The organism is Reichenbachiella ulvae, from assembly GCF_025833875.1.
In the GTDB taxonomy this organism is placed as follows: Bacteria; Bacteroidota; Bacteroidia; order Cytophagales; family Cyclobacteriaceae; genus Reichenbachiella; species Reichenbachiella ulvae.
Map to the genome: position 1 here is coordinate 4,971,756 of NZ_JAOYOD010000001.1, position 13,167 is coordinate 4,984,922.

A 13,167-nucleotide genomic window follows, 5' to 3' on the forward strand; every position below is an offset into this window, starting at 1 on the left:
AATTGCTCCAACTAGAAGAACTCGCCCAACTACTACTATCGATTCTACTATTCAATCAACTTCATTATGCCTGGTGGGTTTACCCTGCTTTTCTACTTGTCCATGCTGGGTTACCTGATCAACTCTAAGGTGGGAGCCTGGATGTATAATCTGATCCATCACAAATTGCTGGCCATTGCCCTGATGGCTTTTGGGTTTTGGTTCGGTAATTCTTTATCAGCTTTGATTGGGATTTTGTTGTTTGGTCATTCTGCGCTGGATCGGGTGTTTGGATATGGTCTCAAGTACCTCGACCATTTCAAGAATACGCATTTGGGCAGGATTGGCTGATAGTTGGTTTTAGGTTTGTGCTGGAGTAGTGACTCAGGGTCATTTGCAAAGCCAGAACCAATCGGATATTTTTAAGGCTTATTGAATTGGCTTTCAATAGTTCACTAAAAGTTTCCCGAAATATGAAAAGCACCAACTGGAAGAAATATGCCATAGAATTTCTATCTGTCTTTGTGGCGGTGATATCAGCCTTTGCCTTGTCTAATTGGAATGACAATAGAAACAGTGAGCATTCTGAGTTGAAAATCCTCACTGAGATTAAAAACGGGATTGGATTTGATCTCAAGGATTTTAATTCAAACGTGGGAGGGCATAAGTTAAGCCTACGTGCCATAGATGTCTTTAGAGACTTGATCATAGGTGATACAGTTAATCAGGATTCTATCGGATTGTATTACACGACTTTGTTTCGAGATTATACCCCAGTGATCAATCGGTCCGGGTATGAATCCCTTAAAGAAGCAGGGCTAAAAACCATTAGTAATGATTCTTTGCGTTTCGAGATCATATCACTTTATGACTACTACTATGGCATAATTGAGATTTTGGACAAAGTATTCGAAATGCAGTCATTCGAAAATTACTTTGCTGCAGTCAATGAACTTTTGCATCCTTACATGGAATTTAATGAAGCGGGAGAATTAATTCTGATAACCAACCCTGAAGCATTGACTGAAAGTGAGAAAAAGGAGATACTAAGTTATTTGTGGCGATTGGAGAACAATCGAAAAATGAAACTGTCCAGATATAAGCTCATCTTGTCTGAGATGGAAAAAGTGAAGGAAAGAGTAGAGGATGAGATTAGGGAAAAGGATTGACTTAAAAATGAAAAGTATGTACTGGAAGAGGGTAGTATTGTTTTGTTTGATATTGAATGGTACGAGTGCTTGGGCTCAGAAGACCATGGAAGAATATGTGAAGGAAGGTATCGATTATCATGACAGAGGTCAATATGATCTGGCGATAGAGGCCTATCAGCAAGCCTTGGCGATCAATGAGAATTCGGATCTGGTTAATTATGAAATCGCCATGACCTACCACTTTGCCAAACAATACGACAAGGCCTTAGCTCATGCCGACAAGGTGATACAGCTGAATGAGAAATACCTGATACCTGCTTACACCACCAAGGGTAATTGTCTGGATGCCATGGGCCAAAGTGAGGAGGCAATTAAGACTTACCAGGAGGCTTTGGCACGTTTAGGTGATAACTATCTGCTTTATTACAACATGGCCCTTACCTACTACAACATGAATAGGTCGGAGGCATCAGAGGCCGCAGCGCTCCAGGCGATTCGCATCAACCCTAAGCATGCCAGTAGTCATTTGCTGCTTGGCTATTTGCTGCGTGATCAGGAGAAGAAAGTGCAGAGTATATTGTCCTTGCATTATTTTCTGTTTCTCGAACCACATTCCAGCCGATCCAAAGGTGCTTTTGACCTACTTACAGATCAGTTTTATGGTAATGTCGAAAAGGGTGGAGGTTCTGATGTGACCATTAACCTATCCTCAGGATCATTGGACAAGAAAAACGAGTTTGGGTCAGCTGAATTGATGATTTCGATGCTGGCAGCAAGCAATAACCTGGAGGAGAATAAGGACAAGTCTACCGAAGAGCTCTTTGTATCCAATTCGGAATCCTTTTTCAAGATCCTCGGTGAGATAAAGAAAAAGAAGTATAGAGGGCTCTGGTGGGAGTTCTATGTCCCTTTTTATTACGATATGGCACAGACCTGGCATCTGGAGACCTACTGCTACTACATCTCCCAATCCGACAACCCTGAGGCGCAGGCCTGGCTCAAGGCCAACACAAAAAGACTCGACTTATTCAATGCCTGGTTGAGTAAGCGGTAGAACAAAACCTATAAAAAAGCCCCGACATTTCTGCCAGGGCTTATGTAATCAATCAAATTAGTTAAATTCTTTTACCCTAACCAGTTTGGCAAGAACATAGTCAGGCTTGGGAAGAAAGTGATCAACATTAGAACTACGATCATCGCGATGAAAAGCGGGATCAATGGTTTGATGACTTTCTCTAGCGGTATGCCTGCTACACCTATACCCACAAAGAGCACAGATCCTACTGGAGGCGTGCACAGTCCAATACACAGGTTCATTACCATGATGATACCGAAGTGTACAGGGTCGATTCCGATGGTTTCTACGACAGGTAAAAATATCGGGGTGAAGATCAATACTGCAGGGGTCATGTCCATAAAAATCCCAACACAAAGCAGAATGATATTGATCAGAATCAAAATGACAATAGGGTTGTCAGAGACACTGAGGATACCGTCAGTTACTGCTTGTGGAATGTTTTGGTAAGCCATGATCCATGACATACTCATCGAGCAAGCGATGAGCAATGTCACCACCGCTGTGGTACTGACTGAGCTCACTGCGATTTGTCTAATTTTTTCAATGGATAGCTCTTTGTAGATCAAGGAAAGTACAAAGGTGTAAAGCACTGCAATACCTGATGCTTCGGTAGCAGTAAAAATCCCTGCTACAATACCACCGATCACGACTACCAACATCATCAAACTCGGTAAAGCATCAACAAAAGTTCTAAGGATAGTACCGAATGAAGATTGATCTCCTCGTGGGTAGTTTTTTATTTTCGCATAGACTGCAGCCACTAGCATTAATACCAGTCCCATCAGGATGCCTGGTACATACCCTGCCAAAAACAGCGCTGCAATGGATACTCCGCCACTGGCCAAGGAGTAAACAATCAGGATATTGGAAGGAGGAATGACCAATCCGGTAGTAGACGAAACGATATTTACAGCAGCACTATATGATTTTTCATAGCCTTCCTTTTCCATTCGAGGACCTAAAGTACCTCCGATGGCCGATACAGCTGCCATAGCCGATCCAGAGATCGCACCGAAAAGCATGGCGCCAATGATATTCACATAAGCCAGACCTCCAGGAAATGACCCGACGAGTGCCTTGGCAAAGGCTATGAGCCTTTGGGCGATCCCGCCCTGGTTCATGATTTGCCCTGCCAGGATGAAAAAGGGGATGGCAAGCAATGAGAAACTGTCCAGGCCTGTACCCATTCGCTGTGCTATAGTGGTAAAAGCTGGAAGAGTTTCGATGTTGACCAAAATGGTCAATAAGGATGAAAGTCCTACACTATAAGCTACCGGTACACCCAATAGCAAGAAAAGTACAAAACTGATAACGAGTATATATATTTCTAAATGCGCCATGGCTTAGTCAATTTTAAAAATGTCACAAATGGTATAGTAGCAAACCAACAGGCCGCTGAGTGGCAATGCCATGTACACATAGCCGAGCGATAACTGCATCGCTGATGAGGTCTGTCCCAAAATGAATGTGATATACACGAGTCGGGTACCTCCAATGATCAATACCGTGATGGCGAAAAATAGAATAATTATACGAATCACTTTGCCATGCAGCTCCAAATGCTTGGGGTCCATTTTGCTGATCAGTAGATCGATGGATACGTGCATGTGTTTGCCTGTAGCATAGGCCGCACCTAACAGCCCAACCCATATCAATAGGTATCGAGCAAGTTCGTCTGTAAAAGCACTCGGGTCGTTGAGCAAATAGCGTGAAGCTACCTGCCAGAGTACGTTCAGTACCATGATGCCGAGCAATACGCTCAGTACGGTTTCTAAGTAGGAATCTAGTCTTTGTCTCAGTGTCATCTTGCTATTGTTATTTACCTACATTTTGAATGTCATCAATCAATTCTTTCAATTCTGGTTTGGAGTCAAACGCCGAATAAAGCCCATTCACTTTGGCCTGGAAAGGACTTTTTTCTGGATAGAAAATTTCTACTCCAGCTGCGGTCACTTTTTTCAGAGATTCTTGAACAGATTCTGCCCAAACTTCTTTCTGGTAAAACACCGAACGATCAGCTGCTTCTTGTAGCCATTCTCTTTCTTGTTCGTTGAGTTTTTTCCATAGATAGGTGCTGGCGATCAGTACATCAGGAATAGTCGAGTGCTCGTCGATCGAGTAGAACTTGCAGACTTCATAGTGTCTTGAGGTGTAAAAACTAGGCGCATTATTTTCTGCCCCGTCTACTACACCTTGTTGCAATGCGGTGTATAACTCTCCAAAAGAAACAGGAGTAGGCGAGCCACCTAGCGCGTTTACCATGTCAAAAGCTGACTGGCTGTTCATTACACGTATTTTCATTCCACTCAAATCCTCTGGAGACAAAATAGGTTTTGCCTTAGAGTAAAAGCTGCGACTACCTGCATCATAAAAACACAAACCTCTCAGCCAATAGCTTTCACCTTTAGCGAGTAGTTTTTTACCAATTGGTCCCTGTAGTACACTCCAGGTATGCGCTGAATCACGAAAAATGTAGGGAAGCGTAAGCACCTTCATCTCAGGTACGAAATTTTCCAAAGCACCTACAGATACTTTGGTCATGTCCAAACTGCCGATCTGAAGGAGTTCCAACAAATCTCTCTCTTGTCCCAATTGACCATTGGCATAGATCTCCATGGTGAGCTGTCCTTCGGATACTTCCTCCAGGATTCTTGCCATTTCCATCATGCCTTTGTGCACAGGGTGTTGCTCGTTGAGCGCATGTGCCAGTTTCAGGGTCTTCTCTTTCTGTTCCTGTTTACAAGAAAATATCAACACTGTCATACACAGTGCCAATAGTATATTTAGTCTTTTCATTTCACGCATTATTGAAATTCAAAATAGTTGTTGGCGTTGTTGTAGCATATGTTTTTAACCATATCGCTCAACAAGTCCATGTCGTATGGTAATTCACCATTGACCACATCCGTACCAATCAGGTCACAAAGGATTCTGCGGAAGTACTCATGTCTTGGGAATGAAAGGAAACTTCTGGAGTCAGTCAACATCCCTACAAATCTACTCAATAGTCCCATGTTCGATAGGGCATTCATTTGGTTGATCATCCCGGTCTTCTGATCCAAAAACCACCAACCTGTACCAAACTGTATTTTTCCAATGGTCTTTCCATCCTGAAAATTACCTGTCATCGTGGCGAACAATTCATTGTCGCTAGGATTCAAATTGTAAAGAATAGTTTTGGCCAGTTGATTGGAGTCATCCAGCTTGTTCATGAAAGTAGAAAGCGCCACTGCATGGCTAAAGTCTCCCATCGAATCATAACCGGTATCTGGACCCAATTCTCTTAAGGCTCTGGCATTGTTGTTTCTTAAAGCTCCGAGGTGAAACTGCTGCGCCCACCCTTTGCCATGGTACATCTTGCATAGCTCCAATAGGATGTAAGCTTGCAAGCTTTCCGCTTTGTCCTTCGTGAGTGCCTGTCCAGCTCTTACTGTTGCAAAGTAGCCATCATAGTCTGTCTCTTTGTGGCTGTAAAGCGGAATGGTATTGAATCCTAAATCAGACAATCGGCAGCCCATCTCATCAAAAAAGTCTACACGCTGCTGCAAGGCAACCAATAGATCGTCCAGTGATTTGATTTCCACTCCGGTTACTTCAGCCAGTTGGCCTAGGTACTTGTTATAGCTTTTTGGATCTACTACGTTTAGGGCTTTGTCTGGACGGAAAGTAGGCAATACTTTCAAATCGATGCCTGATTCCGCAATGGCCTTGTGGTACCCCAGACTATCGATAGGATCGTCCGTGGTACACACCACTTTTACTCCTATTCCTATCAATAATCCCTGACAGCCTTTGTCTTTTTCTTGCAGTTGGGCACTGGTTTTTTCATATATGGCTTCAGCTGATTGGCCATTTAGCAGGTCATTTACTCCGAAGTAACGTTGCAATTCGAGATGAGTCCAGTGATAAAGTGGATTTCTCAAAGTGTAAGGTACCGTTTCGGCCCATTTCTGAAATTTCTCTTTGTCACTGGCAGAACCTGTGATGAAGTTTTCGTCAATCCCATTGGCACGCATGGCTCTCCACTTGTAGTGATCTCCTTCCAGCCAAGCTTCGGTTATGCTTTTGTAGTGTCTGTCTTCGGCTATGTCTTTTGGTGATAAGTGGTTATGGTAATCTATGATCGGCATGTCTTTGGCATGCTCGTGATAGAGTTCCTCAGCTACTTTGTTGGTTAGCAAGAAATCTTCATCTAAAAACTTTTTCATCACTGCTTCTTTTCTGTTTCCTTAATCAATCTTCTGTCTATGCTTCAATTCCTGGCTTTCTTACTTATTTCTTAATATCGGGAATGAAAACCGGATTTGAGTGTACGTTACCGCAAGGTTGGCTAAAAAAACACGCAACCTACTTTTTAGTTGCGTGTACGTTAACGTAATCTGGACAAATGTACTATATTGCCAGTGAATTCAAAATGATTTGAAGCAATTCTTATCGACAGAGATGTCATCCAGGCTTCTTTCTATGGGATTTGAATAAAATGCCAGATGAATGATTAGAATTGCATACTGGATAGGAGATGAGTATGAAGTCAAAGATTACGATCAAGGAAATCGCAAAGAAAGCCGAGGTGTCCATTGGTACCGTCGATCGGGTGTTGCACAATAGAGGCAGGGTAGCTGAAGAAACCAAGGAAAGGGTGATGAAGATCGCACGCGAAGGCAACTACTCTTCTAACGTTTATGCCAGGAGTTTGAAGCTTAACCGTGTTTTTTCTATTGCGGTAATTCTACCCCAGCGCAATGCCTATTGGGCCAAGCACAGTGATGGTGTGGCCAAGGCACTAGAGGAGTTTGACTACCTCACTACCAAACTCTATGAGTATGATCTGGAGTCTGAGGGGCAAGATGGAATAGAAGGCGTATTGGAGCAGGTCCTGCAAGATGAGCCAGATGGAATAGTGATCGCTCCCATATTTCTGAATGAAAATAGCCCGGTGATCCAGAAACTGAATGAAAGTAAAATCCCTGTAGTACAAGTAGATTCAGAGATAGAATTGTCTAACTGCATTTCATTTATTGGGCAGGATGCTTTTCAGAGTGGATTGATGTCAGGCAACCTCTTGGATGAAGGCTATAGCGATGATTATGCTGTTTATGTCATTACTTTTCAGGCAGTTCATCTTTACAACAAGTCTGTGGTGAATCGCATCAAAGGATTGGAGAGTTACTATAAGAATAAGGAAAATGCTCCTGAAATAATTAACATCAACCTGGAGAGAGATCTGAGAGGAGTGGCAGATATTTTGGAGGAGATGAAGTCCTCCGGTAAGAAAATTCGGCTTTTTGTTCCAAACTCGGGATCCTATCTATTGGCGAGTGATTTGGCGCCAATCAAAAAACAATTGCAATTGAGAATGATCGGTTATGACCTGATCGATATGAATAAGCATTTTCTTAGAGATGGAATTATCAATTACCTGATACATCAGCAACCTAGACAACAAGGCTATAAGGCGATTCAGGCTTTGCATCAGCATTTGCTATTGAAAGCGGAAGTGAAGAAGGAACAGTTTCTTCCACTGGACATTATCACCAAGGAGAACCTGATGTATTGTGAGCACTAAAAAGGGTTGACACTCTGCTAGTTGGAAGACTGACGCAGGACGAGTTTTGATTCGATGACTGTGGGAGAATCAGGAATCTCTTCTCCATTGATTTGTTTGAGTAGGATTTCGGCTGCTTTGTTTCCCATCAGTTCTGGATTTTGATCCACGGTGCTCAGGTTGGGCGAGGTAAACATAGAAATAGGCTCCCCACTGAAACCAAATACTTTGATATCTTCAGGAATGGATAGGGTAGCTTCCCGGAGAGCGTCTATTGCTGATATAGCCGCTATGTCGTTGGCAGAAAAGATTCCGTCTGGACGCGGGTTCATAGACATGAGCTTCCAGGCCATTTCTTCACCATCCAGTTTTTTCAATCTGGATTTCATGATCCATTCCTCTTTTACCTCCAGCCCATGTTTTGCCATAGCGGCTAGATAGCCCTTGATCCTTTCGCTATAGATGCTTACATCTCCTTGTCCAGCAAAGTGCACGATGCGTTTGCATCCTTTTTGGATCAATTGTTCGGTGGCTTCAAAGGCCCGGGCATAATCATCGATCAATACATTATGCCCTTTGATGGTGTGGCAGGCCCGGTCGAAAAATACCACTGGCTTTTCATAGTCTTCTATTCGCTGGAGGTGTGAGCGATCATCCCCATCCATAGCAATAGAGATCATCAGGCCATCCACCTGATGAGCCAGCAGCGTTTCGATCAGTTGGGCTTCCCGCTCTGTACTGTCATGTGACTGGCAGATGATCAAATTGTAGCCCTGCTGCGAGGCAATGGCTTCCATTCCAGCAATGGCGGTAGAGAAAAAGAATCGAGAAATATTGGGTACGATCACCCCGATCGTGGAGGTCTTTCTCCTCCTAAGGTTAGATGCCAAATGATTGCGAGAGTAGCCCATTTCCAGCGCCTTGGCTCGGATTAGGTCTTTGGTTTTGGCTTTGACTCGAGGGCTGTCGGCCAGTGCGCGCGATACGGTGCTGGCGTTGATATTCAGCTCTTTGGCTATGTCGTGTATGGTGGCCTTTTTCTTCATCGATCTTTCCTGCTGGCAATATTAGCATTTAGATTTCATAACTTGGAGTCTGGTCTTAAAATAGAACATTGTAGTCAATCGCCTTTAGAATTGACTACAATGTTTGACTTTGCATCGTATGATTTAGAATGTGTACCCAAGATGAAGCGTGGCAAACATAGTAATAGGTTCTATATCGTACACTTTGGTTTCTAAAGAATTGTTTCCGGATACTTTGGTTGTGTAACCTACTCCTGCCCATGGCTTGATGTACAAATTATTTCTGAAGGGTTTGAGCGTATAACCTAAATATACCATGGCTAGCATATTGCTGAAGTCCTGCTTACCCAGGACATCTGCATTTTTGATTTTATACTCCTGAATGCCAAACTGTGTACCAACAAACCACTTTTTATTTACCTCGGCGAAGTGGTGTTCCGCAAACAAGCTGTAGCCTTGATTGATTCTGACATACCAACCTTGATTTCTGTTCTTTTCATTGAAATTTACCAGAGCGTCAGGCATATTCATCCCGTAAGTACCTAATCCAAGGAGAAGATGTTCGGAATTTTTGGGTTGAAACCGTAAATGAATCCCATATCCATTGAATACAAAGGTAGCAGGATCGATTTCAATACTTAATTTGACTTTGGTGCTCGAATCAGAAGGTTGTGCCAATGTTTGGTGTTGAAGTAATAGGGCCAAAGTAGCAGATAAAATAATTGATTTTAAGATTTTCATAGTAATTAAATGATTAAACGAAATATTAAGAATATATAGTTAAGTGAAAAAAAATATCAGTCGTCCATTTCAATGAGTACTTCCTCGATTGTTTTTTGATTCAATATGTTTTTCATTTGTTGTTCCGCGTTACCTAGTAAATTGGCAATTGATCTTTGTGCGTTATCTGGTCTTTTTCCCTCTGCCATAATGTTGAAGGATGTCTGAAACAAGGGTTTTCCGGTTTCCATAGCATTAAGAATATCTAGAATAGTAATCTGAGATGGCTGTTTCAACAACCTAATCCCCCCTTGTTTTCCTTCCTTAGTCTCAATTATACCAGCGATTGAAAGGTTCTGCAGGATTTTTACCAATGTCGGTTTTGGTATATGAAGTATCTCTGATAGGGATTTGGTTGATAGAAACTCATATTGACCTTGTCTGATTTTATCAGAGATAAAAATAACTACTAGAACCGCTTTCGAAAATGACAATGAATAACCCATACTAAATATAATACATATTACAAATGTAAATATAATAAGGTTTTATCTAATATTTGATTTGGACCAAAATAATGAGAAGTTAAGGCCTATTTCTAATGAAAATGGTTCTCCGAAAAGTAGAGTCGATTATTTTAATTACTTGCGCTATCAAGGCTAATTAGATAAGTTTTTCAGGTAATTTTTGATTCTCTTGTTAAAAGCAAAAAATCCGATGAACCGATTTTCAAGGCTCCTGTTCTAGTTATAATATTTAGATCAAAAATACAATCGATTGTATTTTTGATTAGTTACCTTTGAGTCAAAGGATTTGAAACTTAAAGAAATAGAATATGAGTACTTCTTATGAAGTGAGATATGCTTCTCACCCAAATGCTGTAAAAAAAATGGATACAACAGAGCTCAGAGAAGAGTTCTTGATTGATAATTTGATGAAGCCGGACGAAGTGGTGTTTGTTTATTCACACTTTGATCGTTTCATTACAGGATCTGCCGTACCAGCTACTAAGGCATTGAAATTGGAAACCATCGACCCACTGAGAATGGAAAATTTCCTGGATAGGAGAGAACTAGGTGTGATCAATGTAGGTGGTGACGGAGTAGTGACTGTAGATGGTACTAAGTATGAGTTGACTTACAAGGATGCGCTTTATGTAGGCAAAGACTCTAAGGACGTGACTTTCGAGAGCAAGGATGGTAGCAAGCCAGCGAAGTTCTACATGAATTCAGCTCCTGCACATCAGGCTTATCCTACTACTAAGGTGACCAAAGCAGAAGCGAAGAAACTGGAATTGGGATCTCTGGAGACTGCGAATGCCAGAACGGTAAACCAGATGCTAGTGAAGGAAGTAGTGAAAACTTGTCAGCTACAAATGGGTATGACCGAGCTAAAAACCGGTAGTGTATGGAATACCATGCCCGCGCACGTACACGACAGAAGAATGGAAGTATATTTCTATATCGAGGTGCCAGAAGGACAGGCAGTAAGTCACTTCATGGGGCCAATCAAAGAAACAAGACACATCTGGATGCAAAACGAGCAGGCGGTGATTTCTCCTGCATGGTCGATTCACTCAGGTTCAGGTACCTCTAATTACACCTTCATTTGGGGTATGGCTGGCGAAAACCTGGATTATACCGATATGGATATTTCACCTATTTCAGAATTAAGATAATAGAAGATATATGGATTTATTTGATCTAAAAGGAAAAGTAGCGCTGGTAACGGGCGCTACTCATGGTCTGGGTATGGCAATGGCCATGGGCTTAGGCAAAGCTGGAGCAACTGTTGTGATCAATGGGAACTCTTCGCAAGAAAAAATTGACAATGCACTAAAAGAATACGAAGCAGCAGGTGTGAAAGCTGTGGGATACAAATTTGACGTAACGGACGAGTCACAAGTCAAAGACAGCATTGCCAAAATAGAATCAGAAGTTGGTAACATTGATATCCTCGTCAACAATGCGGGGATCATCAAGCGTGTGCCTTTGGAAGAAATGGAAGTTGCCGAATTCGAGCAGGTAATAAAGGTCGATTTGGTGAGTCCTTTTATCGTTTCTAAACATGTAGTGAAAGGAATGATCGCTCGCAAGGCTGGAAAAATCATCAACATCTGTTCGATGATGTCCGAGCTAGGAAGAAACACCGTAGGTGCCTATGCAGCTGCCAAAGGAGGTCTGAAGATGCTGACACAAAACATGGCTACCGAGTGGGCCAAGCACAATATTCAAACCAACGGAATAGGGCCAGGTTACTTTGCTACCAGTCAGACGGCTCCTATTAGAGTAGATGGACATCCGTTCAACGATTTTATTGTGAACCGTACCCCTGCGGGTAAGTGGGGCGATCCTTCTGAGCTAGAAGGTGCAGCCATATTCTTGTCTTCTAAGGCGAGTGACTTTGTGAATGGTCAGGTACTCTATGTAGATGGAGGTATCTTGGCTACTATCGGGAAACCAAGCAACGAGGACTGATGAGAAATCTGAAAATAATTGCAGGAATGGCTTTGCTGGCAGCTTGTCAGCAAACGCCTGTACTGATAGTGGATAATTCTCTTCCAATAGATGTGGAGGAGACCCCGATCGTTATTAGTCGATCAGCAATTGAGGCCAAGCTTCAATTGACGGAGGGAGAGTTTCCCGTTGTGATGAAAGGCGCTGAGCTATTTCCACAGCAACTGGATGATCTGGATGGGGATGGAGAATGGGACGAAATAGCCCTCATAGCACCCACTCAGGCGAATACGCCAGTACAATTAGAGTTGAATAAGACAGAAGAATATCCGGTGTTTGATCAAAGAACAAGCGTTTATCTGGGTATAGATTACCAACGTTCTGATAATTTCATAGAGAAGGATAGTGAAGTTAGAAGCCCGGAAAACATTGCGATGAAATATCCAATGATGTATCAGATGGAAGGGCCTGCATGGGAGAATGACAAGGTGGGCTTTAGGCTCTATTTCGATTCACGAAATGGGAAGGATATTTTCGGTAAGACTACTGCTGAAATGGTTTTGTCAAGAGCAGGAACGAAAAAACAGAATTATCACGAATTAGACGACTGGGGAATGGACGTTCTCAAGGTAGGAAATAGTCTGGGTGCAGGAGCTATTGCGATGCTACATGCAGATACTCTAGTACCATTGAGAAACACCGCTTCGGGCGAATACGAAACTTTGATAGAAGGTCCAGTTCGGACGATTTTCGAAGTGAGACAAAAGGGCTGGGATACTCCACTAGGATCTATCGATGTGACTGAACGAATCAGCATATGGGCTGGTCAGTATGGTTACCAGGAAGAGCTGATCACTGATATAGATGGTATCAAGTGGGTTTCGGGCATAGTCAATAAGCACAGTAAGGAAATGATCGAAGGACAAACAGACGGCACTAAGTACATCTATACCTACGATGAGCAATCAGAAAATAAGGATTACATGGGAATGGGTTTGGTCGTAAACAAGGATTCCTTTTTACTTTCTACTCAGGCGCCTGATTCAGCAGCTGCAGTGACAGAGACCTTTTATACTGTAACTAATGAAGGGAAATTCTATTTTGTAGCAGGCTGGGAGTTGACCGATCCGATGTTCGAAACACAGGAAGGATTTTCCAAGGTGATGGAGCAGCAGGCTCAGATATTCGGAAACCCCATTGAAGTGAAATAAAA

General features: G+C 42.5%; 14 protein-coding genes. 7 read left to right on the forward strand and 7 right to left on the reverse strand.

Annotated elements, in window-relative coordinates:
* Positions 1 to 66: 66 nt before the first annotated feature.
* The 3 genes from N7U62_RS20460 to N7U62_RS20470 all read left to right on the forward strand — a co-directional run bounded on the left by N7U62_RS20460 (position 67) and on the right by N7U62_RS20470 (position 2,184).
* Positions 67 to 330: a DUF4260 family protein gene (locus N7U62_RS20460; RefSeq protein WP_318840731.1), complete on the forward strand. Its 264-nt coding sequence runs from the start codon at positions 67 to 69 to the stop codon at positions 328 to 330.
* Between the two features lie 122 nt (positions 331 to 452).
* Complete coding sequence (locus N7U62_RS20465) at positions 453 to 1,148, forward strand: hypothetical protein (RefSeq protein ID WP_264139969.1); 696 nt, start codon at positions 453 to 455, stop codon at positions 1,146 to 1,148.
* Positions 1,149 to 1,164: 16 nt separating this feature from the next.
* On the forward strand, positions 1,165 to 2,184 hold the full coding sequence (locus N7U62_RS20470; RefSeq protein ID WP_264139970.1) for a tetratricopeptide repeat protein: 1,020 nt from the start codon (positions 1,165 to 1,167) through the stop codon (positions 2,182 to 2,184).
* A 71-nt stretch (positions 2,185 to 2,255) separates the two neighbouring features.
* Here the strand turns inward: N7U62_RS20470 and N7U62_RS20475 are convergent, their stop codons facing one another.
* From N7U62_RS20475 to uxaC, 4 genes are read right to left on the reverse strand one after another with little or no spacing between them, the layout of a single operon-like run.
* Positions 2,256 to 3,548, reverse strand: coding sequence for a TRAP transporter large permease (locus tag N7U62_RS20475; RefSeq protein WP_264139972.1), 1,293 nt, complete (start codon positions 3,546 to 3,548; stop codon positions 2,256 to 2,258).
* Between the two features lie 3 nt (positions 3,549 to 3,551).
* Positions 3,552 to 4,013 carry a TRAP transporter small permease gene (locus tag N7U62_RS20480; protein ID WP_264139973.1) on the reverse strand — a complete coding sequence of 154 codons (462 nt, stop codon included), beginning with the start codon at positions 4,011 to 4,013 and terminating at the stop codon, positions 3,552 to 3,554.
* Positions 4,014 to 4,023: 10 nt separating this feature from the next.
* Positions 4,024 to 5,004 (reverse strand): TRAP transporter substrate-binding protein, encoded by a 981-nt coding sequence (locus tag N7U62_RS20485; RefSeq protein WP_264139975.1) that lies wholly within the window; start codon positions 5,002 to 5,004, stop codon positions 4,024 to 4,026.
* Between the two features lie 8 nt (positions 5,005 to 5,012).
* The gene (gene uxaC / locus N7U62_RS20490; RefSeq protein ID WP_264139976.1) at positions 5,013 to 6,416 is read right to left on the reverse strand and encodes a glucuronate isomerase; all 1,404 of its coding nucleotides are present in this window, start codon (positions 6,414 to 6,416) and stop codon (positions 5,013 to 5,015) included.
* A gap of 317 nt (positions 6,417 to 6,733) precedes the next feature.
* Between uxaC and N7U62_RS20495 the strand changes: the two genes are divergently transcribed.
* On the forward strand, positions 6,734 to 7,774 hold the full coding sequence (locus N7U62_RS20495) for a LacI family DNA-binding transcriptional regulator (protein WP_264139977.1): 1,041 nt from the start codon (positions 6,734 to 6,736) through the stop codon (positions 7,772 to 7,774).
* A 17-nt stretch (positions 7,775 to 7,791) separates the two neighbouring features.
* On the opposite strand, the gene N7U62_RS20500 is transcribed toward N7U62_RS20495, so the two are convergent.
* The 3 genes from N7U62_RS20500 to N7U62_RS20510 all read right to left on the reverse strand — a co-directional run bounded on the left by N7U62_RS20500 (position 7,792) and on the right by N7U62_RS20510 (position 10,004).
* Complete coding sequence (locus tag N7U62_RS20500) at positions 7,792 to 8,799, reverse strand: LacI family DNA-binding transcriptional regulator (RefSeq protein WP_264139978.1); 1,008 nt, start codon at positions 8,797 to 8,799, stop codon at positions 7,792 to 7,794.
* A gap of 123 nt (positions 8,800 to 8,922) precedes the next feature.
* Positions 8,923 to 9,519 carry a hypothetical protein gene (locus N7U62_RS20505; RefSeq protein WP_264139979.1) on the reverse strand — a complete coding sequence of 199 codons (597 nt, stop codon included), beginning with the start codon at positions 9,517 to 9,519 and terminating at the stop codon, positions 8,923 to 8,925.
* 56 nt (positions 9,520 to 9,575) lie between these two features.
* A complete protein-coding gene (locus tag N7U62_RS20510; RefSeq protein WP_264139980.1) occupies positions 9,576 to 10,004 on the reverse strand; it encodes an RrF2 family transcriptional regulator in 429 nt (142 codons plus the stop codon).
* Positions 10,005 to 10,333: 329 nt separating this feature from the next.
* On the opposite strand from N7U62_RS20510, the gene kduI reads away from it, so the two are divergent.
* The 3 genes from kduI to N7U62_RS20525 are packed head-to-tail and all read left to right on the forward strand — an operon-like array spanning position 10,334 to position 13,165.
* On the forward strand, positions 10,334 to 11,176 hold the full coding sequence (kduI, locus tag N7U62_RS20515) for a 5-dehydro-4-deoxy-D-glucuronate isomerase (protein WP_264139981.1): 843 nt from the start codon (positions 10,334 to 10,336) through the stop codon (positions 11,174 to 11,176).
* 10 nt (positions 11,177 to 11,186) lie between these two features.
* Positions 11,187 to 11,975, forward strand: a complete 789-nt coding sequence (locus tag N7U62_RS20520; protein ID WP_264139982.1) for a gluconate 5-dehydrogenase — start codon at positions 11,187 to 11,189, stop codon at positions 11,973 to 11,975.
* The gene (locus N7U62_RS20525) at positions 11,975 to 13,165 is read left to right on the forward strand and encodes a DUF4861 domain-containing protein (RefSeq protein WP_264139983.1); all 1,191 of its coding nucleotides are present in this window, start codon (positions 11,975 to 11,977) and stop codon (positions 13,163 to 13,165) included. The genes N7U62_RS20520 and N7U62_RS20525 overlap by 1 nt, the downstream gene beginning before the upstream one ends.
* Positions 13,166 to 13,167: the final 2 nt, after the last annotated feature.

Excerpts from the sequence above, each read along its gene's own strand:
- N7U62_RS20470 (WP_264139970.1), top strand. The coding sequence starts at position 1,165 with ATGTACTGGAAGAGGGTAGTATTGTTTTGTTTGATATTGAATGGTACG.
- N7U62_RS20460 (WP_318840731.1), top strand. The coding sequence starts at position 67 with ATGCCTGGTGGGTTTACCCTGCTTTTCTACTTGTCCATGCTGGGTTAC.
- N7U62_RS20505 (WP_264139979.1), bottom strand. The coding sequence starts at position 9,519 with ATGAAAATCTTAAAATCAATTATTTTATCTGCTACTTTGGCCCTATTA.
- N7U62_RS20520 (WP_264139982.1), top strand. The coding sequence starts at position 11,187 with ATGGATTTATTTGATCTAAAAGGAAAAGTAGCGCTGGTAACGGGCGCT.
- N7U62_RS20510 (WP_264139980.1), bottom strand. The coding sequence starts at position 10,004 with ATGGGTTATTCATTGTCATTTTCGAAAGCGGTTCTAGTAGTTATTTTT.
- N7U62_RS20480 (WP_264139973.1), bottom strand. The coding sequence starts at position 4,013 with ATGACACTGAGACAAAGACTAGATTCCTACTTAGAAACCGTACTGAGC.
- N7U62_RS20475 (WP_264139972.1), bottom strand. The coding sequence starts at position 3,548 with ATGGCGCATTTAGAAATATATATACTCGTTATCAGTTTTGTACTTTTC.
- N7U62_RS20495 (WP_264139977.1), top strand. The coding sequence starts at position 6,734 with ATGAAGTCAAAGATTACGATCAAGGAAATCGCAAAGAAAGCCGAGGTG.
- N7U62_RS20465 (WP_264139969.1), top strand. The coding sequence starts at position 453 with ATGAAAAGCACCAACTGGAAGAAATATGCCATAGAATTTCTATCTGTC.
- N7U62_RS20500 (WP_264139978.1), bottom strand. The coding sequence starts at position 8,799 with ATGAAGAAAAAGGCCACCATACACGACATAGCCAAAGAGCTGAATATC.
- N7U62_RS20485 (WP_264139975.1), bottom strand. The coding sequence starts at position 5,004 with ATGAAAAGACTAAATATACTATTGGCACTGTGTATGACAGTGTTGATA.
- N7U62_RS20525 (WP_264139983.1), top strand. The coding sequence starts at position 11,975 with ATGAGAAATCTGAAAATAATTGCAGGAATGGCTTTGCTGGCAGCTTGT.
- kduI (WP_264139981.1), top strand. The coding sequence starts at position 10,334 with ATGAGTACTTCTTATGAAGTGAGATATGCTTCTCACCCAAATGCTGTA.
- uxaC (WP_264139976.1), bottom strand. The coding sequence starts at position 6,416 with ATGAAAAAGTTTTTAGATGAAGATTTCTTGCTAACCAACAAAGTAGCT.